This window comes from Bifidobacterium sp. MSTE12 (assembly GCF_000513015.1).
Classification (GTDB): domain Bacteria; phylum Actinomycetota; class Actinomycetes; order Actinomycetales; family Bifidobacteriaceae; genus Bifidobacterium; species Bifidobacterium dentium.
On record NZ_AZYA01000037.1, the window covers coordinates 33,601 to 58,240 of the forward strand.

Annotated in this window: 17 protein-coding genes; 6 read left to right on the plus strand and 11 right to left on the minus strand. The window is 60.2% G+C overall.

Annotated elements, in window-relative coordinates; translation table 11 throughout:
* Positions 1 to 111 precede the first annotated feature (111 nt).
* Together HMPREF1494_RS08910 and serA are read left to right on the plus strand one after the other, a co-directional pair.
* On the plus strand, positions 112 to 2,391 hold the full coding sequence (locus HMPREF1494_RS08910) for a HelD family protein (RefSeq protein WP_034522209.1): 2,280 nt from the start codon (positions 112 to 114) through the stop codon (positions 2,389 to 2,391).
* A gap of 10 nt (positions 2,392 to 2,401) precedes the next feature.
* A complete protein-coding gene (gene serA / locus HMPREF1494_RS08915) occupies positions 2,402 to 3,601 on the plus strand; it encodes a phosphoglycerate dehydrogenase (RefSeq protein WP_034522216.1) in 1,200 nt (399 codons plus the stop codon).
* Positions 3,602 to 3,689: 88 nt separating this feature from the next.
* On the opposite strand, the gene nrdR is transcribed toward serA, so the two are convergent.
* Positions 3,690 to 4,139 (minus strand): transcriptional regulator NrdR, encoded by a 450-nt coding sequence (gene nrdR, locus HMPREF1494_RS08920; RefSeq protein WP_033489071.1) that lies wholly within the window; start codon positions 4,137 to 4,139, stop codon positions 3,690 to 3,692.
* Positions 4,140 to 4,182: 43 nt separating this feature from the next.
* A complete protein-coding gene (locus tag HMPREF1494_RS08925) occupies positions 4,183 to 4,581 on the minus strand; it encodes a LysM peptidoglycan-binding domain-containing protein (RefSeq protein WP_034522220.1) in 399 nt (132 codons plus the stop codon).
* Positions 4,582 to 4,731: 150 nt separating this feature from the next.
* Here HMPREF1494_RS08925 and lexA point away from each other — a divergent pair, with 150 nt between their 5' ends.
* Positions 4,732 to 5,445 carry a transcriptional repressor LexA gene (gene lexA / locus HMPREF1494_RS08930; RefSeq protein WP_034522222.1) on the plus strand — a complete coding sequence of 238 codons (714 nt, stop codon included), beginning with the start codon at positions 4,732 to 4,734 and terminating at the stop codon, positions 5,443 to 5,445.
* Between the two features lie 49 nt (positions 5,446 to 5,494).
* On the opposite strand, the gene HMPREF1494_RS08935 is transcribed toward lexA, so the two are convergent.
* From HMPREF1494_RS08935 to hflX, 3 genes are all read right to left on the minus strand, one after another.
* A complete protein-coding gene (locus tag HMPREF1494_RS08935) occupies positions 5,495 to 6,436 on the minus strand; it encodes a cation diffusion facilitator family transporter (RefSeq protein WP_034522224.1) in 942 nt (313 codons plus the stop codon).
* 269 nt (positions 6,437 to 6,705) lie between these two features.
* On the minus strand, positions 6,706 to 7,668 hold the full coding sequence (locus tag HMPREF1494_RS08940) for an L-lactate dehydrogenase (protein ID WP_003839412.1): 963 nt from the start codon (positions 7,666 to 7,668) through the stop codon (positions 6,706 to 6,708).
* A gap of 198 nt (positions 7,669 to 7,866) precedes the next feature.
* The gene (gene hflX / locus HMPREF1494_RS08945; RefSeq protein ID WP_129879809.1) at positions 7,867 to 9,315 is read right to left on the minus strand and encodes a GTPase HflX; all 1,449 of its coding nucleotides are present in this window, start codon (positions 9,313 to 9,315) and stop codon (positions 7,867 to 7,869) included.
* Between the two features lie 184 nt (positions 9,316 to 9,499).
* Between hflX and HMPREF1494_RS08950 the strand changes: the two genes are divergently transcribed.
* Both HMPREF1494_RS08950 and HMPREF1494_RS08955 read left to right on the plus strand, forming a co-directional pair.
* Entirely contained in the window at positions 9,500 to 10,123 is a 624-nt protein-coding gene (locus tag HMPREF1494_RS08950; protein WP_171843662.1) for a class I SAM-dependent methyltransferase, read from the plus strand.
* The gene (locus tag HMPREF1494_RS08955; protein WP_034522230.1) at positions 10,120 to 14,223 is read left to right on the plus strand and encodes a DUF3418 domain-containing protein; all 4,104 of its coding nucleotides are present in this window, start codon (positions 10,120 to 10,122) and stop codon (positions 14,221 to 14,223) included. Before HMPREF1494_RS08950 ends, HMPREF1494_RS08955 begins: the two co-directional genes overlap by 4 nt.
* Positions 14,224 to 14,276: 53 nt before the next feature.
* On the opposite strand, the gene HMPREF1494_RS08960 is transcribed toward HMPREF1494_RS08955, so the two are convergent.
* The gene (locus HMPREF1494_RS08960) at positions 14,277 to 15,497 is read right to left on the minus strand and encodes an MFS transporter (RefSeq protein ID WP_003841341.1); all 1,221 of its coding nucleotides are present in this window, start codon (positions 15,495 to 15,497) and stop codon (positions 14,277 to 14,279) included.
* Between the two features lie 164 nt (positions 15,498 to 15,661).
* Between HMPREF1494_RS08960 and HMPREF1494_RS08965 the strand changes: the two genes are divergently transcribed.
* Positions 15,662 to 16,576 carry a hemagglutinin gene (locus HMPREF1494_RS08965; RefSeq protein WP_231495390.1) on the plus strand — a complete coding sequence of 305 codons (915 nt, stop codon included), beginning with the start codon at positions 15,662 to 15,664 and terminating at the stop codon, positions 16,574 to 16,576.
* A 120-nt stretch (positions 16,577 to 16,696) separates the two neighbouring features.
* Here the strand turns inward: HMPREF1494_RS08965 and glnA are convergent, their stop codons facing one another.
* The 5 genes from glnA to HMPREF1494_RS08990 are packed head-to-tail and all read right to left on the minus strand — an operon-like array spanning position 16,697 to position 24,624.
* Positions 16,697 to 18,034: a type I glutamate--ammonia ligase gene (glnA, locus tag HMPREF1494_RS08970; protein ID WP_003839401.1), complete on the minus strand. Its 1,338-nt coding sequence runs from the start codon at positions 18,032 to 18,034 to the stop codon at positions 16,697 to 16,699.
* Between the two features lie 58 nt (positions 18,035 to 18,092).
* Complete coding sequence (locus HMPREF1494_RS08975; RefSeq protein WP_034522236.1) at positions 18,093 to 22,037, minus strand: type VII secretion protein EccC; 3,945 nt, start codon at positions 22,035 to 22,037, stop codon at positions 18,093 to 18,095.
* Positions 22,027 to 23,016, minus strand: coding sequence for an FHA domain-containing protein (locus tag HMPREF1494_RS08980; RefSeq protein WP_231495391.1), 990 nt, complete (start codon positions 23,014 to 23,016; stop codon positions 22,027 to 22,029). Before HMPREF1494_RS08980 ends, HMPREF1494_RS08975 begins: the two co-directional genes overlap by 11 nt.
* On the minus strand, positions 23,016 to 24,221 hold the full coding sequence (locus HMPREF1494_RS08985) for a hypothetical protein (RefSeq protein WP_231495392.1): 1,206 nt from the start codon (positions 24,219 to 24,221) through the stop codon (positions 23,016 to 23,018). Before HMPREF1494_RS08985 ends, HMPREF1494_RS08980 begins: the two co-directional genes overlap by 1 nt.
* Positions 24,208 to 24,624: a hypothetical protein gene (locus tag HMPREF1494_RS08990; protein ID WP_003839393.1), complete on the minus strand. Its 417-nt coding sequence runs from the start codon at positions 24,622 to 24,624 to the stop codon at positions 24,208 to 24,210. Before HMPREF1494_RS08990 ends, HMPREF1494_RS08985 begins: the two co-directional genes overlap by 14 nt.
* Between the last annotated feature and the right edge of the window lie 16 nt (positions 24,625 to 24,640).

Below are 24,640 nucleotides of genomic sequence, written 5' to 3' on the forward strand. Positions count from 1 at the left end.
CCCCGCCCGAATTCATCAGCCATTCATCGTCATTCGTTTCGGTCCCCACGTTTTCGTAGAAGCCTCGGAGTAGATTTGATTGCCTGAGTTTTTGCACGAAGGGATCACCACATGTCGAGTTATTCCGCCCAGCTGCATGAGGAGCAGCAGGCAGTCAGCCGCGCATACGACCGTCTGGACGCGCTTCGGGCACAGGTCCGCGCCCGTCTGGATACGGTGCGCGCAGCCGGTTCGCATGGCTCTCCGACCCAACGCACCGAGCGGGACTCCTTCGCCACCATGTATGAGGATCGCCTCACCCAGTTGCGCGCCGTCGAGGACCGACTGGTGTTCGGCAGATTGGATAACGCCAAGGGCGAACATCGATATATCGGCCGTTTGGGACTGTCCGACGAACGTCACGAGCCGATCCTGACGGATTGGCGCGCCGAAGCGGCCCGCCCGTTTTACGAAGCGACGCCTTCCAGCCATGGCGACATCGTCATGCGTCGTCACATCACCTTGAATTTCCGTGAGGTGGTCGGTGTGGAGGATGAGGTGCTCGACGTGCATTCCGACCAGGTCGGGCAGGCCTCTTCAGCCGGCACATTGACTGGCGAGGGCGCGTTGCTGGCCTCGCTCAACGCCAAACGAACCGGTAAGATGACCGATATCGTGGCCACCATCCAAGCGGAGCAGGACCGCATCATCCGCGCGGATCTCAATCAGGCCGTGGTGGTGCAGGGCGGCCCGGGCACAGGCAAGACCGCGGTGGCCCTGCACCGGGCCGCCTACCTGCTGTACACGCACAGACGCGCATTGGAACGTTCCGGCGTGCTGGTGATCGGCCCGAGTTCGACATTCCTGCATTACATCGATCAGGTACTCCCCTCGCTGGGCGAGACCGGTGTGGTCAGTCGCACCATCGCCGATCTCATTCCGGGAGTCATCGCCACGGGTCATGACGATCCACGAGCCGCCAAGCTCAAAGGCGAACGTCGCATGGCCAAGGCCATCGCCAACGCCGTGGCCGCACGCGAACACATTCCGTCCGAACTACCGACGATCCGCATCAACGGATTCGCCTGTCCCATGTTGCGCGTCGACTTGGAACAGGCCATCACCGACGCCAAAAGAACTCGCCAACCGCATAACAAGGCCCGCGAATCCTTCGTGCACAGCATGCTCATCGCCATGCGAAACCGTTACGTGGAACAACTCGACTACACCCCCGAGCAGGCGGAGCTCAATGATGTGATGCAGCAGCTTCGTATGAACGATGCGCTCCGGAAAACCCTGAACCTTGCCTGGCTGCCCATGACCGGCACCTGGCTGGTGGATCAGCTATTCGCCAAGCCCGATCAACTGCGGCGCTTCGCACCATGGCTCGAGGAACGCGACATCAGGACGCTGACCCGCCCCAAGGGATCGCCCTTCACGATCAGCGACGTGCCTCTGCTCGATGAAGCCATGGAACTGCTCGGCCCAGACCCCAAGGCCGTGGCCAGGCAAAAGGCACTGGACGCCAAACGCGCCGAAGAAGAGCAGTTCGCCCAAGACACGCTCGCCCAAGCCGGCATCGGGTCGGGCATCATCACTTCGCAAATGCTGGTCGACAACATCAACGGCATGGATGCGGAACTCACCGCCCAGCGCGCGGGAGCCGACCGTGAATGGACCTACGGGCATGTCGTCGTCGATGAGGCGCAGGAGCTCACCGCCATGGATTGGCGCATGCTGATCCGCCGCTGTCCATCCCGCTCCTTCACCATCGTGGGAGACGTCGCCCAGACTTCGGCCCTGGGCGGTACCCGTTCCTGGCGACGCATGATGGACCCGCTGTTCGGACCGCATAACTGGTCGCTCAACGAGCTGACCATCAACTACCGCAATCCGAAGGAAGTCTCGCAACTGGCCTGCGACTTCGCCTCGGCGGAAGGACTGTACATCTCCACCGTCAACGCCGTACGCGGCGTTGCGGATTCCGTCAGGCGCCTCACGCTCACCGACGAAAGCCTGCTCGCCGACGCAGTAGCGCATCAGGCCATCGATCTGGTGCGCGCCCATGTCGGCGCGGATGGTACCGGCCGTGTGGCCATCATCGCTCCCGATGCCCTGCTTGCCTCCCTTCGGGCCAGGGTCTACGCGGAACTGCGTCAGACCTTGGCTCCCAAGGAGTTCGAGCGCCTGAGCTCGCAGAGTTCCTGGGATGAACAGGTCACGATATGCTCCACACGGACCGTCAAGGGTCTGGAATATGACGCGGTCATGGTGGTGCAACCCGGCCGTATCGAAGAGGATGCCCCTTCACGCATCGTGGCGGCCTCCGATCTGTATGTCGCCATGACCAGGCCCACGCAACGACTGCTTATAGTGCGGACAAACGACGACGAAAAACTACTCACGCTATAAGGTGGTATCCATGCCTAAAGCATTGCTATTGGAAAACATTCATCCCGACGCCGCGCAATCGCTGCGTGAGCACGGTTTCGAAGTGGAGTGCCTCAAGGGCGCGCTGAGCGAGGATGAGCTCATCGAAGCACTTGAAGGAGTGGATCTGCTTGGTGTCCGTTCCAAGACCAACGTGACGCGCAAGGTCATCGACGCCCGTCCGACGTTGACCGCCGTCGGCTGCTTCTGCATCGGCACCAATCAGGTCGACCTCGGATATGCCGGCAAACGCGGCATCGCCGTATTCAATGCGCCATATTCGAACACCCGCTCAGTGGTGGAACTGGTCATCGGGGACATCATCTGCCTGATGCGTCGCATCCCGGCGCATACCCACCATATGAAGCATGGCATGTGGGACAAATCCGCATCCGGCTCACATGAGGTACGCGGCAAGACGTTGGGCATCATCGGTTATGGCAATATCGGCTCCCAGCTTTCCGTCATCGCCGAGGCTCTCGGTATGCGTGTGGTGTTCTACGACATCGAAGAGAAGCTCGCCATGGGCAATGCCCATCGTTGCGGCACGCTCAATGAACTGCTGGAACAGTCCGACGTGGTCACCTTGCATGTCGATGGGCGCAAGTCGAACATCGGCTTTTTCGGTGACGACCAGTTTGCCCACATGAAGCAGGATGCAATTTTCATCAACCTGTCCCGCGGCTTCGTCGCCGACCTTGACTCGCTGAAACGGCATCTTGATTCCGGGCATCTTTCCGGCGCGGCCGTGGACGTATTCCCCGTCGAGCCCAAGAAGACCGGCGATGCGTTCACCACGCCGTTGGCCGATGAGGACAATATGATTCTGACGCCGCATATTGGCGGATCCACGCTGGAGGCCCAGAAATCGATCGGACACTTCGTGGCGCAACGGCTTGAGGATTATTGGTTCAAGGGTTCGACGATGCTGTCCGTCAACATGCCGCAGATCATACTGTCCGACATCCGCAGCACTTGCCGCATCGCACACCTGCATGCCAACCTTCCCGGTGTGCTCGCCCACGTGAATCGTGTTTTGGGCGAAGACAACATCAACATCGCCGCACAGTCGTTGGGCACCGAAGGCGAGCTTGGCTATGTGGTCACCGATGTGGCGCAGCGTCCGGATCAGAACGCATTGGATGCGCTGGCTGCCATCGAGGGTACGATTCGCATGCGCGTCATCAGTTGACGCCCTCCACCTCGCGCAAACGCATGCAAAAGGGGTTCTTCAACCTATGGTTGAAGAACCCCTTTTGCATGTATGACGCCAGTTCCGCCTATTTCATATCGCCCTTGAGTTCGTCAATGGCATGTTGGAAGTCTTCAAGATTCTCAAAATTTTGGTATACGCTTGCGAAACGCATGTAGGCCACCATGTCCAGATCACGCAACGGCTTCAAAATGGCCTTGCCCACCTCATCGGACTTGACTTGTGCAAGTCCTCGTGACCGCAGGTCCTCCTCCACGCGTTGTCCGAGCATTTTCAAGTCGTCTTCATTGATCGGACGGCCCTGGCATGCTTTCCGTACGCCGGAAATTACCTTGTTGCGATCGAATTGTTCGACGTTTCCGGAACGCTTGACCACCAGCAGCATGGTGGTTTCCACCGTCGTGAAACGTTTAGCGCATTTCGGGCATTCGCGCCTGCGGCGAATGGAGTGACCGTCCTCGCTGATGCGGGTATCGACCACCTTCGTATCTGGGTTCTGGCAAAACGGGCAATGCATGGTCTCCACAATAGCCTGAACCATTGAATTAGCCCAAACCCCCTCACGAACTCTGACTCGGAACCAGCAACCGTTGCCCCGCCTGCAGAGATACGGAATCAAGATTATTGAGCCGGACAAGCGTATCGACGGTTTCATTCACGTCGTCGCCCGCTGGAGTGATGCTCGAGGCATAGTCCCACAGCGTATCCCCGGGCTGCACCGTGTACACGACCACGGGAGTCGCACCGGTTGCGGATTCCGCTCGGGCCGGACGAATCACCCCATATAGGCACCACATCAGTCCGGCCAGCAACGCCACGGTAACGATACGGTCCGATAGGAATTTCCACCATTCCCGATGTGACTTCGTTCCCTTATGCGACTTCGCATGGAACACTGTCGAACCATTCGCCGCACGCATCGCCCGAGCCGTCGCCGACGCATCCCGCATACCGTTCATCGCAGCCACTCCTTTCGAACACTTGTTCTATCGAACATGTGTTCTACATTATGGCACATACGTTCGAAAAGCGCAACCACACATCGAACAGATGTTTGATTTTCGCGGCGTTTCGCGATATGCTGGTGATTGGACCGAAAGGAGCACACCGTGAGCACCGTCCCATTCACTCCCAAACAAGGTGAATCGCACCCTGATGCCAATGCGCTCACCGAGCGTCAGCGCAAGGTGCTGGACGCCATCAAAACGCATCTTGCCCAGCGTGGTTTCGCCCCTTCGTTTCGAGAGATCGGCGAGGCCGCAGGTCTGAAAAGTCCATCCTCGGTCAAGCACCAACTGCAGGTATTGGAGGAAAAAGGCTTTATCCGCATGAGCGCCAACAAGGGACGCGCCATCGAAGTCGTCGATCCCGAGGGGCCTGCCTCCGGCAACGGGGTCGCCGAAGTCATTCCGTTCCCCACCGGCGTGGATTCCAGCGAGTCCATCATGGCCTCCCATGATGTGCCACTGGTGGGGCGTATCGCCGCAGGCGTGCCGATTACCGCCGAACAACATATCGACGATGTCATGCGTCTGCCCGAACGGCTGACCGGAACCGGAAATCTGTTCATGTTGGAGGTGCATGGCGACTCCATGATCGACGCCGCGATCTGTGACGGCGATTTTGTGGTGGTGCGTGAGCAGCACACTGCGGAAAACGGTGATATCGTCGCCGCCTTGCTTGATGACGAGGCCACGGTCAAGACTTTCCGCAAAGACCATGGCCACGTGTGGCTTATCCCGCACAATCCGGCCTACTCACCCATTGACGGCACACATGCCGAAATCATGGGCAAAGTCGTCACCGTTCTTCGTAAGATCTGAGTCCATCATCCCCGACCATCCTGATACGGCAGTCGACTCACCCGCCGTATCAGGAGTGCATCTGCGGACGACTTGCGGAACTGTATCCTTCCGGTTCAAGCTGGAAGGTGGTATGGGGTATCGAAACAGGGAAATGTTCCCGCAGGCAGTCCTGAAGCTGTGAAAGGATTCGTGCCGAATCCTCCATGGTGAGGCCTTGCTCCACCACTACATGCGCCATGAGGATCGGCATGCCCGTTGACACGGTGCTGGCATGCAAGTCATGTACGGCGACCACATGGGGAACTTGCTCCAGATGCATGCGCACCTCATCGAGATCCAGCCCCTTCGGGGTCTCCTCCAGCAACACGCGTGCCGCGTTGCCTAGGAGTTTAAGCGCACGTGGAATCATCATCAACGCGATGATGCCGCCGGCTACGGCGTCGAAGCCCGTCCACCCGGTGCAGATGAGCACAATGGCCGAAACGATTACGGCCACGGAGCCCAAGGCATCGTTCATCACTTCGAGGAACGCGGCCTTCATGTTCATGTTGTCTTCGCTCTGCGAGGCGAGAATGAAGATGGATCCGACATTCGCCGCCAGGCCGAGAACACCCATGAACAGCAGCAGCCGCACATCCGAAATCTCATCGGCGGCGCCGCCGAACAGTCTCATGCCGGCCTCCACCAACGCATATATGCCGACCAGCAGCAGGATCAACGCGCCAACGGCGGCGGTGAGCACTTCAAGTCGAGCCCATCCCCAGGTTCGTTTGCTGTTAGGCTCCCGTTGCATGAGCATCGCGGTGATCGTGGAGGCCACCAACACCGACATGTCGGTGAGCATATGACCGGCATCCACCAGCAGGGCAAGCGATCCAGTGATGACGGCGCTGACGACTTCCGCCAAGAACACCGTTGCGGTGAGCCCTAGCGACAGCATGAGTCGTTTCTGGTGTTCCCCTCCCCCATTCGCCGTCATTTCATGTACATGCGCATGATCATGTGCCATATGGTGTCATTCCCATCGCTCGGTTCCATCGAGAGACGAACTGAAATCGCTTCTCAATACCATTTTCATTCGTGCTCAAACGCGGAAACCCCAGCCCGAAGGCTGGGGTTTCCTTTGTTTTCAAGTTGCACAATACCTATTTCGCAACTTGATGTCAAGACATACAGAACGCGGTACCATGTGTGCCGGTACGACGCCCGGAACGAAGACATACGAAGGTACGTCAAGTTTCGAGCAGCGCAACTGGCACTCCGTTACCGCGTTTGGTATCAGAAGCCGAACTGGGCGGCGGTTTCCTTCAACGTCTCTGCGGAACGCTTGAGGGCTGCGAGCTCGCGATCGGACACCGGGGTGTTGATGGCGGTGTTGACGCCGGAGCGGTTGAGCAGGGTCGGGACGGACATGCAGACATCGGAGATGCCGTGGAAATCCTCGAGCATGGAAGAGACGGGGAGGATGCGGTTGGAGTCGCGCATGACGGCTTCGATGATGTCGACGCCGGACATGCCGATGGCGTAGTTGGTTGCGCCCTTGCCGTTGATGATCTTGTAGGCGGCGTTCTTGACTTCCTGATGGATTTCTTCGCGCTTGTCGGCGTCGAGCGGATCGTGGCCCGGGAGCGGAGTCCAGTCGCACATCGGAACGCCGCCGATGGTGGCGGAAGCCCACAACGGGACTTCGGAATCACCATGTTCGCCGGCGATGTATGCGTGGACGTTCTTGACGTTGACGCCGGTCTGCTGGGCGATCAGGAAACGCAGACGTGCGGAATCGAGGTTGGTGCCGGAACCGAAGACCTGGTTCTTCGGCAGACCGGAAATCTTCTGGGCGACATGGGTGGCGATGTCGACCGGGTTGGTGATGAGCATGAAGATGGCGTTCGGGGCGACCTTCACGAGACCCGGAATGATGGCCTTGAGGATGTTGATGGTGGCACCGACGAGCTCGAGACGGGACTGGCCCGGCTTCTGGCGCGGACCTGCGGTGATGACGATCATGTCCGCGTCACGGCAGATTTCCGGATCGTCGCCGCCTGCGATGGACACGGTCGGATAGAAGCTGGAGCCGTGCTGCATGTCGAGCACTTCGGCCTCGACACGTTCCTTGGCGATGTCTTCGAGCACGATCTCACGGGCGACACCGCGCTGGGCGGCGGCGAAGGCGAGAGTGGAGCCGACTGCGCCGGCACCGATGATAGCGAGCTTTGTGGGCTTGATTGGTGAATCCACCATGTGCTTACCTCTCTTTGGCAACGAATGTCCCGTTGGTGACGGGCTTCATCTTCAATAACACTTTTACTGTATCCACACAGCATGACGTTTCAGGCCTGTGTAGCACGCCTTGACATGGCTGAAACGTGATTTGCGCCACACTTGATGTGAGCGCTCACAAACATGGCGGGCACTCACCCTGGATACATCGAAAGGCATTCAGGCAATGGCCTGTTCAACTATCCGCGCCGCCAGATGGTCATCGACCTCCGCCCGGAGCATCATGCCGTCGTCGCGATATTCGACGGCAAGCACCTTGCCGTATTCGCGGACGCGTGACACCAGCGATCCGGCGGAATATGGCAGCAACGCCTCCACATGCACGTTCGGGGTCGGCAGCATGGATTCGATTCCGGTGCGCAGTTCGTCCACGCCCTCGCCCGAATATGCGGAAACAACGTACGCGTCGGGCATCAGGGCCTCGATGCGTTCACGAACCGCTTCACCCATAAGATCTGATTTGTTGAACGCCACTATGGTCGGAATGGCTCCCACGCCATCGATATCGGCGAGCACGTCGTTCACCGCATCTATCTGCGAGAACGGGTCGGGATGGGAACCGTCGACCACATGCACGATCAGATCGGCTTCGGCGACCTCCTCCAGCGTGGACTTGAACGCTTCGATCAGTTGCGTGGGCAGACGGCGCACGAATCCGACGGTGTCGACGTATGCGTACAGACGACCGTCCTTCGCACGCGCACGACGCACCGCGGTATCAAGCGTGGCGAACAAGGCGTTCTCCACCAGCTCGGCGGAACCGGTCAGGCGGTTGGTCAGCGACGATTTGCCGGCGTTGGTATAGCCGACCACGGCAACCGTCGGCAGTCCGAAACGTCGTCGGGAGCCACGCTTGACCTCACGTGCGGGGGCCATTTCGGCGATCTGACGACGCAGCTTGGCGATGCGACTGCGGATCACACGACGATCCATCTCGATTTTCGTCTCGCCCGGACCTCGCGAGCCGATGCCCGCATCGGCGCCCGCCGCACGGCCTCCGGCCTGACGGGATAACGATCCGCCCCAACCACGCAGTCGCGGCAGCATGTATTCAAGCTGAGCCAGTTCAACCTGCGCCTTGCCCTCACGGGAGGTGGCATGTTGGGCGAAGATGTCGAGAATCACGGCGGTACGGTCGACCACCTTCACCTTGGTGGCGTCTTCGAGGGCTCGACGTTGGCTTGGCGGCAGATCGTCATCCACCACGATGGTGTCGGCATCCTCCTGCGCCACGATACCCGCCAGTTCGCGTGCCTTACCGGAACCGACATAGGTGGCCGCGTCCGGCTTGATACGGTGCTGAAGCAACCCGTCGCACACCACGGCGCCCGCAGTCTCGGCGAGTGCGGCCAGCTCTCGCAATGATTCCTCGGCCGCGGCCTGGGTGGTTTCGCGGGAAGACCATACGCCGACGAGCACCACGCGCTCGAGTCGTACCTTACGGTATTCGACTTCGGTGACGTCCTGCTTCTCGCCGAGACCCGCCACATGCTTCAGCGCATTGCGGGATTCACGCTCCTGCCATTGTTCATCGTGGGATTCGTGGAAACGCTCCCCGTCGCCGGTGTCGAGCAGCACTTCCGACTGGTCGGCGAGCACGCCGCCCATGGTGGGCTCGTCCGTTTTCTGCTCGATTTCGATCTCCTGGGTCAATGGCACCTCTCACGGTTGAACTATGATGCCTCCTATTATCATCATTGTGTAGAGACATGAACCGGCGGCATTCGCGATAGGGCGGACATGGCCTCGGGACCGCATGTAACGGATGGGAAGTGGCATGACGAATACGAATATGGGCGGACATGGCGGCAAGGCGGAGCAGTACTTCGCCGCGGAACCGACGTCGGAGGACGTACGCAGAAGGCTGCACATCATGCTTCGCGACCATACGGCGGATGTGGAGGTCTCCAACGGCGTGTTTTCCGGCAATCGATTGGATCTTGGCACTTCCGTGCTGTTGAAGAGGGTGCCGGAGCCTGCGCAGGAGGGCACATTCCTTGATTTGGGCTGCGGCTGGGGGCCAATCGCATTGACGATGGCGTTCGAATCGCCGAAGGCCGACGTGTGGGCGCTGGACGTGAACGAACGTGCGTTGGAGTTGACGAAGCGCAATGCCGAGATCAATGGCATCGGCACCATTCATGCAGTTACGGCGGACGAGATTCCGCACGACCTCACCTTCGATCTGATCTGGTCGAATCCACCGATCCGCATTGGCAAGGAGGCCTTGCACGAGCTGCTGATGGCGTGGCTTCCGCGATTGAATGCGGGCGGTGCCGCATATCTGGTAGTGCAGAAGAATCTGGGCTCCGATTCGTTGATTCCGTGGCTTGCCACGCAACTTGGCGACGGATATGAAGTGAGCAAGTATGCGAGCGCCAAGGGTTTCCGCGTCATCGAGGTCATGAAGGCATGAAATTCGAATATCCTTCCCAACTGCCGGTTTCCGCGGCACGTGGCGATATTGCCGAAGCCGTCACGTCGAGTCAAGTGGTGATCGTCTCCGGTCAGACGGGTTCCGGTAAGACCACGCAGTTGCCGAAGATCCTGTTGGAATTGGGCCGTGGATCCCATGGACGGCAGATCGTGCATACGCAGCCGCGCAGGTTGGCCGCCCGTACCGTGGCCGAGCGCATCGCCTCCGAAATGGGTGTGCGTTTGGGCGACGAAGTCGGCTATCAGGTGCGGTTCACCGACGAGAGTTCGCCGAAGACGCGTCTTCGCGTGGTGACGGACGGCATTCTGCTGGCGCAGATCCAACGTGATCCGAAGCTGATGCAGTACGACACGATCGTGATCGATGAGGCGCATGAGCGCAGTCTCAACATCGACTTTCTGCTCGGCTATCTGACGGCGTTGCTGCCGAAGCGTCGCGATCTGAAGCTCATCATCACGTCGGCGACGATCGATTCGGTGAAGTTCCAGGAGCATTTCGAGCATGCTCTGCATACGAAGGTACCGGTCATTGAGGTGTCGGGCCGTACCTACCCCGTGCAGATCGTGTACGAGCCGCTTGGCACCGCGCCTGCGCTGATGCGCTCCGTGCCGGGTTTCGAAACCGGTGCGATGCCGGGCGACTCCGATTACGAGGCGTTGTCCGCCGCTCCGGACGCAAAGGATTCGGGCCGCGACGTGAATATCGACATGCCGACCGCCGTGGCACGTGCCTGCGCGGAGCTGGTGATCCATTCCAGCCATGACCGCGGGGCCCGAGATATTCTCGTATTCGCCTCCGGAGAGCGCGATATCCATGAGTTCGAGAACGCGCTCCGCCACCATTACGGTCCGCGCGCGGCGGATATGCGCAGGCCCGACGCAATCGAGATCGTACCGCTGTTTGCGCGACTTTCCTCCAAGGAGCAGCACAAAGTATTCGAACCGCACGAGCACCAGCGCATCGTGATCGCCACGAATGTGGCCGAAACGTCGTTGACCGTACCGGGCATCCGCTATGTGGTCGACCCGGGTACGGCCCGCATCTCCCGCTATTCGAAGACGGCGAAGGTGCAGCGGCTGCCGATCGAGCCGATCAGCCAGGCGAGCGCGAACCAGCGTTCGGGTCGTTGCGGTCGTATCGCCGACGGTATCGCAATCCGTCTGTATTCGCGTGAGGATTTCGAGACCCGGCCGGAGTTCACGGAGCCGGAAATCCTACGCACGTCGCTGGGCGCGGTCGTGCTGCACATGCTGTCGGTGGGTGTGGCACGTACCGCACAGGATGTGACGGAGTTCGGTTTCATCGATCCGCCGGATATGAAGGCCGTGTCCGATGGTTTCAACGAACTGACCGAGTTAAAGGCCATCGCCCGCAAGCATGGCGAGGTGGTGCTGACGCATACCGGTCGCCAGCTGGCGCGCATTCCGATTGACGTGCGTTTGGGTCGTATGATCATCGAGGCCGCGAAGTCGACCACGCCGAACACACTGGCCGCAGTGCTGGTGGTGGTCGCGTTCCTGAGTTTGCAGGATCCGCGCGAACGTCCGGATGAGAACCGCGAGGAGGCCGACCGCATCCACAACCGCTATGCGGACGCCTCCAGCGACTTTGTGACCGCGTTGAATCTGTGGGACCGCGTGTTCCAGGCGGATGGCGATCCGAGCAATTCCGCGTTGCGTCGTATCTGCAAAGCCGAGTATCTGAGTTTTCTGCGTATGCGCCAGTGGAAGGATCTGGTCACGCAGCTGCGCGAGATGTGCAAGGAGTTCAGGTTCAAGGTCGGCGAGCCGATTCCGGTATCCCGGCCGGACTTGGGGATCCGCCAGTTGCCGATGAACCAGCAGGCGGCGCATGCGCTGTGCTGTTCGTGGGATGCGCAGGGCATCCACACGTCCATGCTTTCCGGCCTGCTGTCCATGATGGGTATGCAGATCGTACGCGAACCGAAGGCCTCCGATTTTGCCGGACTCAAGGGGGCTGCGCGCGCTCGTGCCATGAAGCGTGCGCAGAAGATGGCGAAGAACGACTATCAGGGCGCACGTGGCACACGGTTCGCGCTGTTCCCGGCTTCGGCGGTAGCCAAAAGCACCCCGCCATGGGTGATGAGCACCGAACTAGTGGAGACAAGCCGCCTGTGGGCTCGCTATTCCGCCGAAATCGATCCGGCGTGGGCGGAACCTCTGGCCGGATCGCTGACGCGCACCACATACGCCGACCCGCACTGGTCGGGTTCTCGTGGTTCCGCAGTGGCGAGTGCGAAGGTGCTATTGTACGGTCTGCCGATCGTACAGGACCGTACCGTGCAATGGGGCCGCATCAATCCGTTGGAGGCCCGCGATTTCCTGATTCGTCAGGGTTTGGTGGAGGGCGACATCCAGCAGCGCTTCCCCTACGACGATTTCGTCACGAAGAACCGCGACGTCCTCGAAGAGGCCGCCGACGACGCGAGCCGCACCCGTCAGATGGCGCAGACGGTCAGTGACGAGGATCTGTTCGATTTCTACAACGCCATCATTCCCAACACCGTCACGAACGTCGCCGATTTGGCGAAATGGTGGAAGACGAAGCATGACGAACGGCCTGACTTGTTGGATTTCGATCCGGAGAAGGTCGAACGTCTCGCCGATGCCGATTCGGTATCGTTGTCCGACTACCCCGACCATTGGCATACGCTCGGTACGGACGGCTCACCCATCGACCTGCGGTTGAGCTACGTGTACGATCCGCATGATCCGAACGACGGCGTAACCGTGCACATTCCATTGAAGGCGCTCTCTCGACTGACGCCGGAACAGTTCTCGTGGAATGTGCCCGGCTTGCTGGACGAGCTCATCGTCGGCATGATCAAATCACTGCCGAAAACGTTGCGCGTGCAATTCGTGCCCGCCCCGGACACGGCACGTAAGATCCGCGCATGGATCGACGAGCGGTATCCGGATCTGCCCGGCTCCGGAAGCCAGCAGAGGCCGAATCTTCCACCGGGTGACGCGGATGGCGTGGCTGTGTGGCCGGATCTGCCTCACGTGTTCACGCAGGCCGCCATCGACATCGTCGGCGCGCAGATCCACCCGGAAGTGCTCACCGGCGAACTATGGAACAAGCTCACGCCATACCTGCGCATGACCTTCGCCGTGGAACAGCAACTGCCGGCCAATCGCAAGCAGCAGCACGGCAGACGCCACGCACGGGGACCGGTCAAGGTACTCGGCACCGGCAAATCGCTGGTTGAACTGCAACGCACATTTGCCGAACAGGCCGAGGCTTCCGCCCGGCAGATGGTCAAAAGGCAGGCGGAAACGGCAGGGAACCAAGGCAAGCTGGTGCAGAAGGCGAACCTGCTGCACAAAGCGGGCGCCACCACCGAAGCACGCGCCACCATGCTCTGGCAAGGCGCGCTTGACGCACTGCGGCTACCCGGAGAACGCATCTCCTCACGCTGGCTCGGCACGGAAGCGCTCATGCTCGCCTCCGCCCCCTACAAGTCCACGAAGGAACTCACCGAAGACCTGCAGCTGGCCGCCGTCAAGCGCCTGTTGCCGAAGGTCGACGAACTGCCTGATGACGAGGCGTTGGCAAACGCGGTGCTCGATGTACGCGAAGTGTACGAAGACACCGTGTACGCGGTGGCACACGACGTGATCGCCATACTGAAACGCTATGCGGAAGTCGACAAAGCCGTGTCCGGCAAGGCCGACCTGCCCCTGCTGAGCGTACTGCAGTCGATCCGCGAGCACATCGCCACGCTCGTCTTCCCCGGCTTCATCGGCAAGACTCCACCAGAAGCATTGCCGTCCATCGAACGATACCTGCACGCCGACCTGTTGCGCCTCGCCAAGGCGAAAAACGACAAGAACCGCGACGTGCGCTGGGCATGGGAAGCCGACGAAGCCAAACAGCTCGTCGACAAAACCATGGCGAAAGCCCAACGCGAACCGGCCGGTCCACGCCATGAAACGCTCATGAAACAGGCCGAAACCGTACGCTGGATGCTCGAGGAATTCTACGTGTCCCTCTGGGCGCAGGAACTCGGCACCCCAAAGCCAATCAGTCTGCAACGCATCAAGAAGGCGCTCAACTGACCGATTGCCCGGTCTTTGACCGAGACGGGAACGTGAGTTCCGCTCACTCGGCGCTATTTGCCACGCGAGTAGAATTCACGTTCACGTGCGACGAACGGGCGCAGCATTGTGGTGATGGCGATGGCGCACAACAGGAACAGCGCGCCGACGGGGCCGAGCCACATCAGACCGACATGGCCGTTGACCACGCCGCCGACGGCGGAGCCGAGAGCGATGCCGATATTGAACGACATGGAGTTGAGCGACGCGGCAAGGTTCAACGATCCCGGATGCGACTGCGAGGCGACATCCATATACAGCACCTGCGATGCGGAGTTCTGCAGGTACATGAACATACCGAGTACCACGAGCAGCAGCGCGCCGTACACCGGCACCCAATGTGCCACGATCAGCGACGCCATGAGCACCGCATGCGCGCAATAGATCGGGCGGATATGCGTCAGCGGTTCCACTCCTCTGCCCCGGTCCGCGAGCTTGCCGCCGTATAGGTTGCTCCACAGGCAGGCTGCGCCGAAAATCACCAGTCCGACACTCAAATACCGTTCCGGCACATGCACCTCGTCGCGCATGATCGGCGTCAGGTACGTGTAGAACACGTAGCTCGCGGCCGCACCGAACACCACATCGAGCACGCCGAGCTGGATGCGCCGGTCGAAGAACAGGCGGAACTGCGGCAGGAAGCCGATCTTCACGATATGGCTGTTGCGCGGCAATACGATGACCATCAGCACGATGAGCACGACAGTGAGCACGTTGACCAGATGGAACGCCCAACGCCAGCCGAACACGTTCGCCACCCATGTGCCGACCGGTACCCCCACGACGGATGCGATGGAGAAGCCGGAGAACACCCATGCGATGAATTTCGTGCGATATCGTTCCGTCGTCACATCGGGAGCGTACGTCATGGCAATGGCCACAAGCGTACCGGAGACGAGTGCGATGAGGATTCGCGCGATGACGAGCACGCCATAGTTGGGCGCGAACGCGCACAGCACGTTGCCGAGCAGGAAGACGCCGACCAGCGTCAGATGCGTGGCGAAGCGTGGGAAGCGCGCCGACAAGGCCGAGCCGAGCGGCGTGACCGGTGCGTAGACAAGCGCGAATAACGAAACCAGATTACCGACGGTCACTTCGGATACCTTCAGTCCGGCCGCGATATCCGGCAGGATGCCGACCATGATGAACTCGCTCATGCCCAGCATGAAGCTCAAGGCCACGAGAATCGTCACCGGAAGATTGAAAAATCGGTCCTTCTTCACGTTGTGCGTCATACGTCACTCTCTCGTCAATCGTTCTGCATATCACGAAACGATTGCCAACTTTAGACGGGCCCTGCGCCCTTTCCACCCTTTCGACGCATCCGAATTCCACATGCTGACTATGTTCATTCAACTTACGAAATCGACCCTAGGCTGGCGCGCTACAATATGGCACAATGACAAGCACAAAACGTCGCAAACGTAACCCTCGGCGCAGACTCCCCCATCTCAGGTCCTTGCGCAACACCTGGAAAAAGGCTGGCCTCAGGAAACGAGTCGGTATGCTCTGCAGGACGCTGCTTGTCATCATCATCGCAATCGCCTTGGTCGTGGGTCTGGTGCGCTTCGTCAGCTGGCGTGTGGAAGTCGGACAGGCCGAGAAGACGCAGAATCAGCTGCAGGCGCAATACGATTTCAATCCCGGCAACATCATCTCCGACGGGCAGTTCTTCAACGGCAACGCTTTGAGCGAAGCACAGGTCCGATCCTTCATCGAGGAGCAGGGAGCGGCATGTTCGGGCGAACGATGCCTCAAGACCATGACCTTCGATACCGAATCACAGTCGGCCAACGAATACTGCGAGGCATACGAAGGCGGCAAGAACGAAAGCGCCGCGGCGATCATCTACAAATCAGGCAAGGCCTGCGGGGTAAGCCAGAAAGTGCTGCTCACCGTACTGCAGAAGGAGCAGCATCTGCTCACCGCCACCGACCCGAGCGACTTCCAGTACAAGTCTGCGATGGGCCTGAGTTGCCCGGACGATGCGAACTGCGATCCGGAATATGCGGGATTCTTCAAACAGGTGTACGGCGCAGCCAAGCGATACCAGTACTACGTGCAGCATGAAGACGATTACGGCTACCATGCCGGCGCTCTCAACTACATCCAGTACCATCCGAATGCCGAATGCGGCGGCACGAACGTGTATATCGAAAACAAGGCGACCGCACTGCTGTACATCTACACGCCATATCAGCCGAATACGGCCGCATTGGAGGCAGGGGCCGGAGAAGGCGACGCCTGTTCGTCATATGGCAACCGTAATTTCGCCATCATCTATTCGAGCTGGTTCGGCAATCCGCGCGGCTAGGTCTTCCGAACGGGAGGCGGCGCACGAGGACCGCATGCAAAAGGTCCGTCATCCAAGCAGATCGGATGACGGACCTCCTCGATCAAACGCCTACGGTCGTAAACGCGAGCCGCCCGGCAATCACAGCTTCGGCAGATACTTCTTCAGCTCGTACGGCGTGACCTGCTGACGATATTCCTCCCACTCCTGACGCTTGTTGCGCAGGAAATACTCGAAGGCATGCTCGCCGAGCACTCCGGCCACGAAATCGGACTTCTCCATGATCTTCAACGCCTCGTCAAGTGACTCCGGCAACGGCTGAATGCCCATGGCCTGACGTTCAGCATCGGTGAGCTCCCACACGTCGTCGCTGGTCGGCTCGCCCAACTGCATCTGCTTATCGACGCCGTCAAGGCCTGCGGCCAACAGCACAGAATACGCCAGATACGGATTGGCGACCGGATCGAGCGCACGGAACTCCATACGTGCGGAGTTGCCCTTGCCCGGCTTGTATTGCGGGATGCGAAGCAGAGCGGAACGGTTGTTGTGCCCCCAGCAGATGTAGCTCGGCGCCTCGGCGCCGCCCCACAGTCGCTTGTAGGAGTTGACGTATTGGTCGGTGACCGCGCAGATTTCCGCCGCATGGTACAGGATGCCGGCAGCGAACTGGCGGGCGGTCATGGACATGTTGAATTCCTGACCGGCCTCATAGAACGCGTTGGCGTCGCCTTCGAACAGGCTCAAGTGCGTGTGCATGCCGGAGCCCGGAGCGTCGGAGAACGGTTTCGGCATGAAGCTGGCGTGGATGCCGCGCTCCAGCGAAATCTCCTTGACCACGGTACGGAAGGTCATGATGTTGTCGGCCGTGGTGAGCGCATCCGCGTACCGCAGATCGATCTCATTCTGACCGGGACCCGCCTCATGATGCGAGTATTCCACCGAAATGCCCATCTGCTCGAGCATGTTCACGGTGGCACGACGGAAGTCCATGCCTGGACTGCGCGGCACGTGATCGAAATATCCGCCTTCGTCGATCGGCGTCGGCGACTTGGACCAATCGTCCTGCTTCTCGAACAGGTAGAACTCGATTTCCGGATGCACGTAGAAGGTAAAGCCCCGCTCCTTGGCCTTGGCCAAGGCCTGCTTGAGGACATGACGCGGATCCCCCAGCGACGGCTCTCCATCAGGGGTGAGCACGTCACAGAACATGCGCGCGGTACCCTGCGGACCGCCGCGCCATGGAAGAATCTGGAAGGTGGACGGGTCAGGCTTGACGATCATATCGTCTTCGGACACGCGCGTCAGACCTTCCACCGCGGAACCGTCGAATCCGAGCCCCTCCTCGAATGCGGCCTCAAGTTCCGCAGGTGCGATGGCAACGGATTTCAATGTTCCCAGCACATCCGTGAACCACAGGCGAATGAAGCGCACGTCGCGTTCCTCGACGGTGCGCAGCGCAAACTCTTGCTGTTTATCCATAATGCATCATCGTTCCATGCGCATGTTACGAACATCGTTAACACGCGCCGTGCCGCTCCTACTCCTTGATGGCAAGCGTGGCGAGCTGCGCCACGAAAAGCCCTTCGTCACGCGTGACGATCTGCGCACGGCCCGGCACGGCCCTCACCGGCTTGACCCTGCCGATCAGCTGGCCTTCGTTCGGATCGCCCGACAACAGGATGCCGGGCATGCCAAGATCCTGGAACGACTGCAATACCGGATCATACATGGCACGGCTCGCGCCGCCGGTACGCCTGGTCACAATGACATGCAGCCCCAGATCGCCGGCCTGCGCCAGAAGCGGCACCAACGCACGCAACGGATTGCTCCGACTGGTCGCGACTAAATCATAGTCATCCACCAGCACATAGACTTCCGAGCCCGTCCACCACGAACGATTGCGCAATTGCTCGGCGGTCACGTCCGGCCCCGGAATGCGGGTCGACAGGAAATCCGCGAGCTCCGCAAGCTGTTCCGTGGCCATCGTGTCGTTGGTCAGGTATGCTCCCATATGCGAGTCCGGAATCTGGGCGAGGTTGGCGCGCCGATAATCCACCATGAAGATCTTCGCCTTGCCATCCGGGTATCCACGCACGATCTCGTTGATCACCAATCGCAGGAACGTGGACTTGCCGGAGCCGGAATCCCCGAACAGGTAGCAGTGCGGCTCCCTATGCAGATCCAACACCACCGGAGCGAGGGCGTTTTCATTGATGCCGATGACCATCCTGCCATGGGTGAGACTTCCGGAGACGTCCTGCCCCGCCACGGCGTCAGCGAGCGCGGCATACGGCAGATTCGTAGGCAGCAGACGCAGTTTCGGGCCCGGCCTACCCTTCCAGGCCGCATGCACCTTGGCGATCAGATCGGCGATGCCGTCGCCCACCGTAGCGGCGTCGTGCCCACCATCGATACGTGGCAACGCGGCAAGCATGTGCAGTTTCGCCATGCTCAGACCACGGCCCGGAGTCCCCTTGGGCACGGTGGCGGCGATCTTGCGATCGATCTGGGAATCACCTGGATCCCCGAGGCGCAATTCAAGCTTGGTGCCGAGCAGATCGCCGATATTGGCCCGAATCTCCAACCACCGGTTGGCACTCAGCAACACATGCACGCCGAAGGTCAGACCGCGTGCGACAATCTGTTGCACCTTGGCTTCCAACTCTTCATAATCGTTACGGAACACTCCCCAGCCGTCGATGACCAGAAACACATCGCCATACCCGTCATCGACCTGTCCCGCGGCGCGACGCCGACGATAGGTGTCCATGCCGTCGATGCGCCGTTCCTTGAAGAAGCGCTCGCGGGAGTCGATGATGCCGGAGACTTCGGCAAGTGTACGGCGCACTTTCTCCTCTTCGTTGCCGGAAGCCACGCCACTGATGTGTTCCAGGGCTTCCATGGAGGCGAACGTACCGCCGCCGCAGTCGATGACGTAGAATTGCGTCTCCAGCGGGGAATGCGTCAATGCCAGCGATGCGACGATGGAGCGCAGCATCATGCTCTTGCCGCTGAGGGGTCCGCCCACCACGGCCACGTGACCTCCCGCACCGGATAGGTCGAGCGCCATGATTTCGCGTTTCTGTTCGCGAGGCCGATCTTCAAGCGCGCATGGGGCGAGCAACGTGCCGCGGGCCCTCCAGCTCGGGCAGATCAAACCATATTGTTCGGTGACGGTCAGGTCGGGCATGAAGTCGTCGAGGGAATTCGGCGTGATCAGCGGCGGTAGCCACACCACGTGGGCCGGCGTGCCTTTGCCGCGCATCTGTTCGACGGCATATTGGAATGTGGTGGTCTCTCCCGGAAGATCCTTTGGTGCGCCGGAAACGTAGGATGCGCGGAATCGTGTGATGGTGCCGTCCGGGGACTTCAGGTAGCCGATGCCCGGTAGGCTCGGCAGTTCGTAGGCGTCCGGAATGCCCAGCACCGCCCGGGATTCGGAGGCAGAGAACGTTTTGAGACCGATGCGATAGGACAGATGCTCGTCCAGACCGCGTAGCTTGCCTTGTTCAAGACGCTGCGAGGCTATCAGCAGGTGTATGCCGAGTGAGCGGCCCACCGCGCCGATGCGTACAAAGGACTGTACGATGTCCGGCTTGGCTTTGAGCAGTTCGGAGAACTCATCCACCACCACCAGCAAGGATGGCAACGGCTTCAGATCGGTACGCCCGCCATTGACTCTGGCATCTTCGTATTCGGTGATGTTCGCCAGATTGCCGGCATCGCGCAGTAGCTCCTGACGGCGGTTGATCTCGCCGTCCAAGGCGTCTTCCATACGGTCGACCAGCGACGCCTCCCTGCCAAGATTGGTGATGATGGACGAGATGTGCGGCATGCCGTCCATTCCCGCAAAGGTCGCACCGCCTTTGAAATCGATGAGCACGAAATTGAGTTGATCGGGCGAATGGCTCAAGGCCAGGGAGAGTACCAGCGTTCGCAGCACCTCGGATTTGCCCGAACCGGTCGCACCGACCAGCACGCCATGCGGGCCCATGCCGCGCTGACCCATCTCCTTGATGTCGAGATACGCGGTGCTGGTGTCATCGAACAGGCCGATAGGTGCGCGGAGCCGTTCCTTGCCCGTCCGATATGCCCACAATGCGTTCAGATTGATGTTGCGGATGTCGCTGATGCCCAGCAGATCCGGCAGTTCGGAGGATTTCTTGCGTGCATTTGTGGATTGCGCGCCGTTGTCGGAGCGTTCCTGCGATGGCGCATCGCCGAGGCGACGCGCGACGGCGAGGGCCTCACCCACCGTCAGTCCGTCCGGTTCGATTCGTATCGGCTTGATGGTGGTTGAGAAAAGCTCCACCATGTCGGCATCGTGGCTTTCGAGCACGTTCAGGCCTTCTTCGATCACGGCCTGCGAAAAGAGGACTCGTAGCACATCGTCCTCTTCGAGTTCGCCCCATTGACTGGGCATGTCGATGACGGTGACGCCTCCGAGTCCATCCGAGGAGAACAGTCGGGTCTCCTTGGCGAGCGTGTCGCGATCGAAACCGTCGTTGATCACGATCACATGCGGGGATATCTCGTCATCACCGGTGTATCGATTGCGGTTGACCACATCATCCCCAACGAGGCCGTCGACCATGTGGGTGTTGGTGGTCACCATGAACCGGCTCAGGTCGGAAGGTGTCGAAGACGCGCCTTTCCACCCTTCATCGAACTCCTCGTTAAGCGTGTGGGAGTGCGGCAGCAGGCGGATCCAATCCCATCGGCCCGCATGTTCGACGGAAGTCAGCACGAGCACACGCAGATGTTCCGGCGAATGCCATACGGCCGCCTGGCAGACCAGCGTGCGGGCGAGCGCCTCCGTATGCTCGATGTCGCCCAGGAGCTCCACACGTTTGAAGGCACGCATATCTATGGTGTAGGGCATGTTGCGCAGGGATTGATGCGCCAGCATGAATCGATGCGCCGCCGAGGCCGAAACGGGATCAAGCTGCGCCAAGGGCGGCAGTTCGGGCGATTCGAGTTTGAGGCAGAGCGGCACCTCCTGGGTGCCGCAGCGCAGGACCATGAAGTCCTCGTCTGCGGGGATGCGTTCCCAGCGACGTTCCGGTTCTTCCGCGAGCGCCGTCAGGGATTGCGGCGATGGCGCGTTCCAGAGCGCCGCGTTACGCTGTTTGCGGCCTGCGGCGCGTACGGTTTTTCGCAGTCCGGTCAGATAGGTGAGGTATTCCCTGCGTGAAGCGGTCAGGTTGGCCATGCGTTGTGAACGCTGGCGAAAACCATTGACCACCACGAATCCCAATGACGAGACCATGAACATGCCGCCGGTGAGTATGCCGGTCAGTCCTGAATTGGTCATCAGCATCATGACCATGGCGCTGATGGCGCCCAGCAACGGCACAAGCGAAGTGAGCAGCGTGTTGACGCCATCGCTGGGCTCGAGTTCCGGCGGAGGTTGCAGCACGACCCTGCCTTTGGGCGTTTTCGGGCCTTCGAGTCTGCTGGCCTGCGTTTCTTCAGCGCTCACGAGCGTGTTTCCTCCTGCTTGTCGACATGATGATGCTGCATCCCATGTCACCTAGGAAAATGCGGTTTCTGGTGTGGATGGGGAATCGTTGCCGCGCCTTCAATCTGGTTTCCTCGCCGTTTTCGTTGACGACTTTCGTTCCGTTGGTACTGCCTAGATCGGTGATCCACAGATGATCCTCGGTGATTTCAAGTCGTGCATGGCTACGCGATACGGTGCCGGTGTGGTCCGGCACCGCGAGCACGGCGTCTTCCGGTTGCTGTGCTGCGGGCCTGCGGCCGAGAACCAGCGTGGAGGGGATGTCGAGCGATTGTTTGGAACCGTCTTCGAAGAAGATGATGATGTGCGGTGCCGGTGCGACGGGTACCGGCATGGCCGGTACCGCCGGCGCTGCCGGAGCCGGCTTGGGGTGAGGGGGCAAAGCGACCGTAGGCAACGAGGATGGTCTTCTTGCCACCGTCCGTGGTATGGATGGGTTCGACTCATCCGCCATGGCGATCCGTTGACGCGGTGCCCTTGCCTGTACGACGATGGGCTGGCGGATATCGACGCTTGCCAGCGAGGCAAGCCTGTTCGCCCATCCCTGGTTGAGATCGTTCCCGGAGAACAGCGGCGAACACATGACTATCGGGAGCCCTACGAATGCAGCCAGCAGTGAGGCGATCAACATGCAGTATTTGATGAGGATGCGTCCCATTCCGGCGGGAAGCACCCCGGCTGTGGCATCATGCATGCCTTCGACCCGGACCGTTCGCAGCCCAAGCATCATATTGCCCGGGGTTATGCCTCGGGAACCTTCACCCACTGCAAGCACCGCCACCGCTTCAAGCGCAATCATGGCCGTCACCGTGATGTCGTGGCTGATCAGGGCGGCGACACCCGCGCACGCCACCACGAATCCCAAATCAATGAAGGAGGCCTCACATTGCCTGGCCGCGTCGGCCGGGCGAAAACGAGTGATCAGTGTCGAGGCGGTCATCATAACCCCCTTATGAATTCCAAGGCGCCGACGGCGAAGAACGTCGCCGGCGGCGTGCACATCATGGAGGCGAAGCACAGTACGTCGCCGATGCGGGACAATGCGAGCGAATGGAATCCGCCATGCTGGGCGAGCATGCCGAATGCCATGGTCAATCCCAACGCGCCAACGGTCAGCACGCACGCCAACGGCAAGGCTTGCCCCCAATCCGGCAGCGCATGCGGCATATGCATGCACCAGATCAGCAGCACGGTGACACCGCCAAGGCGCATCAGGTATCGTTCGAAGGGACGACCGGACTGACGTGGCTTCAGGGTGAGGAACAGGAACAGCGCGGCACTGAGCGTCAGGAAGCCGATGCGATCATACGGCTGGTCGAACGCACAGGAATCGGCCACTATCGCATATGTCAGCAACATCAGCATCATGCATATCGTGAAACCGGTGGAATACCGTGCCAGAAACGTCTGCATGTCGTCATGTACATCGGCCCGTGTAAGTACGCGGGACTTTTCCGGAATACCGCCGCGTACCGTCCAACGACGAGTCATGTAGGTGCGCCATTCCACCAGATAGCGGTCCGGCACATGCATCACGATATTGGGCAGCATCTGCAGGCAGCAGACCGCCACGGTCAGCACGAAACCGGCCAGCAACCGCACATGCAGCGTATGGATCAGTGCGACGGCGCATATCAGCATCAAGGGCACCGACGACGCAAACGTAGCAACGATTGCCCCTCCGATGGTCGGATCGGCGACAAGGACCATCATCAGCGTCATGTTCACAGCCACGTAGCAGGATGCGAATAGCGCACCGGCCGTCATCGGCTGCGTGCATCGAATCATGAATGAGGCCGCCGCGCCACCGCATACGGCCAGCATCACCGAACACGCGAACGCGCCCAACGACATGGCACGGTCATGGTCACGGATGCCTTTCAGACATAGCCAGTCACACAACGATACCGCCAGCGTCATTCCGGCGAACAGGACCATCGGCGTATCACGCGTCTGCTCCTGCACGGACGGAGACATCAAGGATGCCGTCAGTGCGACGACCGCGACGAAACCGAACAATGCGGCACTGGCGAGAGCCACACCATCCAGGCTCCGCTGCACTACCGGCCGCGCGCCGTCATGACCGCCCCGCCTGACGGATTCCGCGGATGGTGCGGATGCCGCACCACCATCATGCCTGGGCATTCAGTCGCGATTCCAGATCATGCAGACGCTTCATCTGTTCGTCCAGTTTGACGCGTCCCTGAGCGGCTTCGTTGTCCGGATCATCCACATCCTCAACATAATCGCGCATATAGCCCGCCAGCTTGCCGGCATACCCGCGCACCTCACGCGCCTCCGGGGACTTGTCGATGCCCGAAAGAATGTCGCTCTCACAGGTTTCGCCCATGTCGATGCGCTGCTGCAGCACCTGCCAAGCACGACCGTTGTCGCCTTTGCGACGCCGCTCCTCGATGTTCTTCCTGCGTTCGGCGATCAGTTCGTCGACGCGATGCCTCTCTCGGGCAAGCTCGGATTGCATCGCTTTGCGTCGAGCGGAAATCGCATCCAGACGTTGCATGAAAATTTCAATATCCACGTTTCCCATGGCGCTCCTTCTATAT

Excerpts from the sequence above, each read along its gene's own strand:
- HMPREF1494_RS08910 (WP_034522209.1), top strand. The coding sequence starts at position 112 with ATGTCGAGTTATTCCGCCCAGCTGCATGAGGAGCAGCAGGCAGTCAGC.
- serA (WP_034522216.1), top strand. The coding sequence starts at position 2,402 with ATGCCTAAAGCATTGCTATTGGAAAACATTCATCCCGACGCCGCGCAA.
- nrdR (WP_033489071.1), bottom strand. The coding sequence starts at position 4,139 with ATGCATTGCCCGTTTTGCCAGAACCCAGATACGAAGGTGGTCGATACC.
- HMPREF1494_RS08925 (WP_034522220.1), bottom strand. The coding sequence starts at position 4,581 with ATGAACGGTATGCGGGATGCGTCGGCGACGGCTCGGGCGATGCGTGCG.
- HMPREF1494_RS08935 (WP_034522224.1), bottom strand. The coding sequence starts at position 6,436 with ATGGCACATGATCATGCGCATGTACATGAAATGACGGCGAATGGGGGA.
- HMPREF1494_RS08940 (WP_003839412.1), bottom strand. The coding sequence starts at position 7,668 with ATGGTGGATTCACCAATCAAGCCCACAAAGCTCGCTATCATCGGTGCC.
- hflX (WP_129879809.1), bottom strand. The coding sequence starts at position 9,315 with ATGGGCGGCGTGCTCGCCGACCAGTCGGAAGTGCTGCTCGACACCGGC.
- HMPREF1494_RS08950 (WP_171843662.1), top strand. The coding sequence starts at position 9,500 with ATGGGCGGACATGGCGGCAAGGCGGAGCAGTACTTCGCCGCGGAACCG.
- HMPREF1494_RS08955 (WP_034522230.1), top strand. The coding sequence starts at position 10,120 with ATGAAATTCGAATATCCTTCCCAACTGCCGGTTTCCGCGGCACGTGGC.
- HMPREF1494_RS08960 (WP_003841341.1), bottom strand. The coding sequence starts at position 15,497 with ATGACGCACAACGTGAAGAAGGACCGATTTTTCAATCTTCCGGTGACG.
- HMPREF1494_RS08965 (WP_231495390.1), top strand. The coding sequence starts at position 15,662 with ATGACAAGCACAAAACGTCGCAAACGTAACCCTCGGCGCAGACTCCCC.
- glnA (WP_003839401.1), bottom strand. The coding sequence starts at position 18,034 with ATGGATAAACAGCAAGAGTTTGCGCTGCGCACCGTCGAGGAACGCGAC.
- HMPREF1494_RS08980 (WP_231495391.1), bottom strand. The coding sequence starts at position 23,016 with ATGACCGCCTCGACACTGATCACTCGTTTTCGCCCGGCCGACGCGGCC.
- HMPREF1494_RS08985 (WP_231495392.1), bottom strand. The coding sequence starts at position 24,221 with ATGCCCAGGCATGATGGTGGTGCGGCATCCGCACCATCCGCGGAATCC.
- HMPREF1494_RS08990 (WP_003839393.1), bottom strand. The coding sequence starts at position 24,624 with ATGGGAAACGTGGATATTGAAATTTTCATGCAACGTCTGGATGCGATT.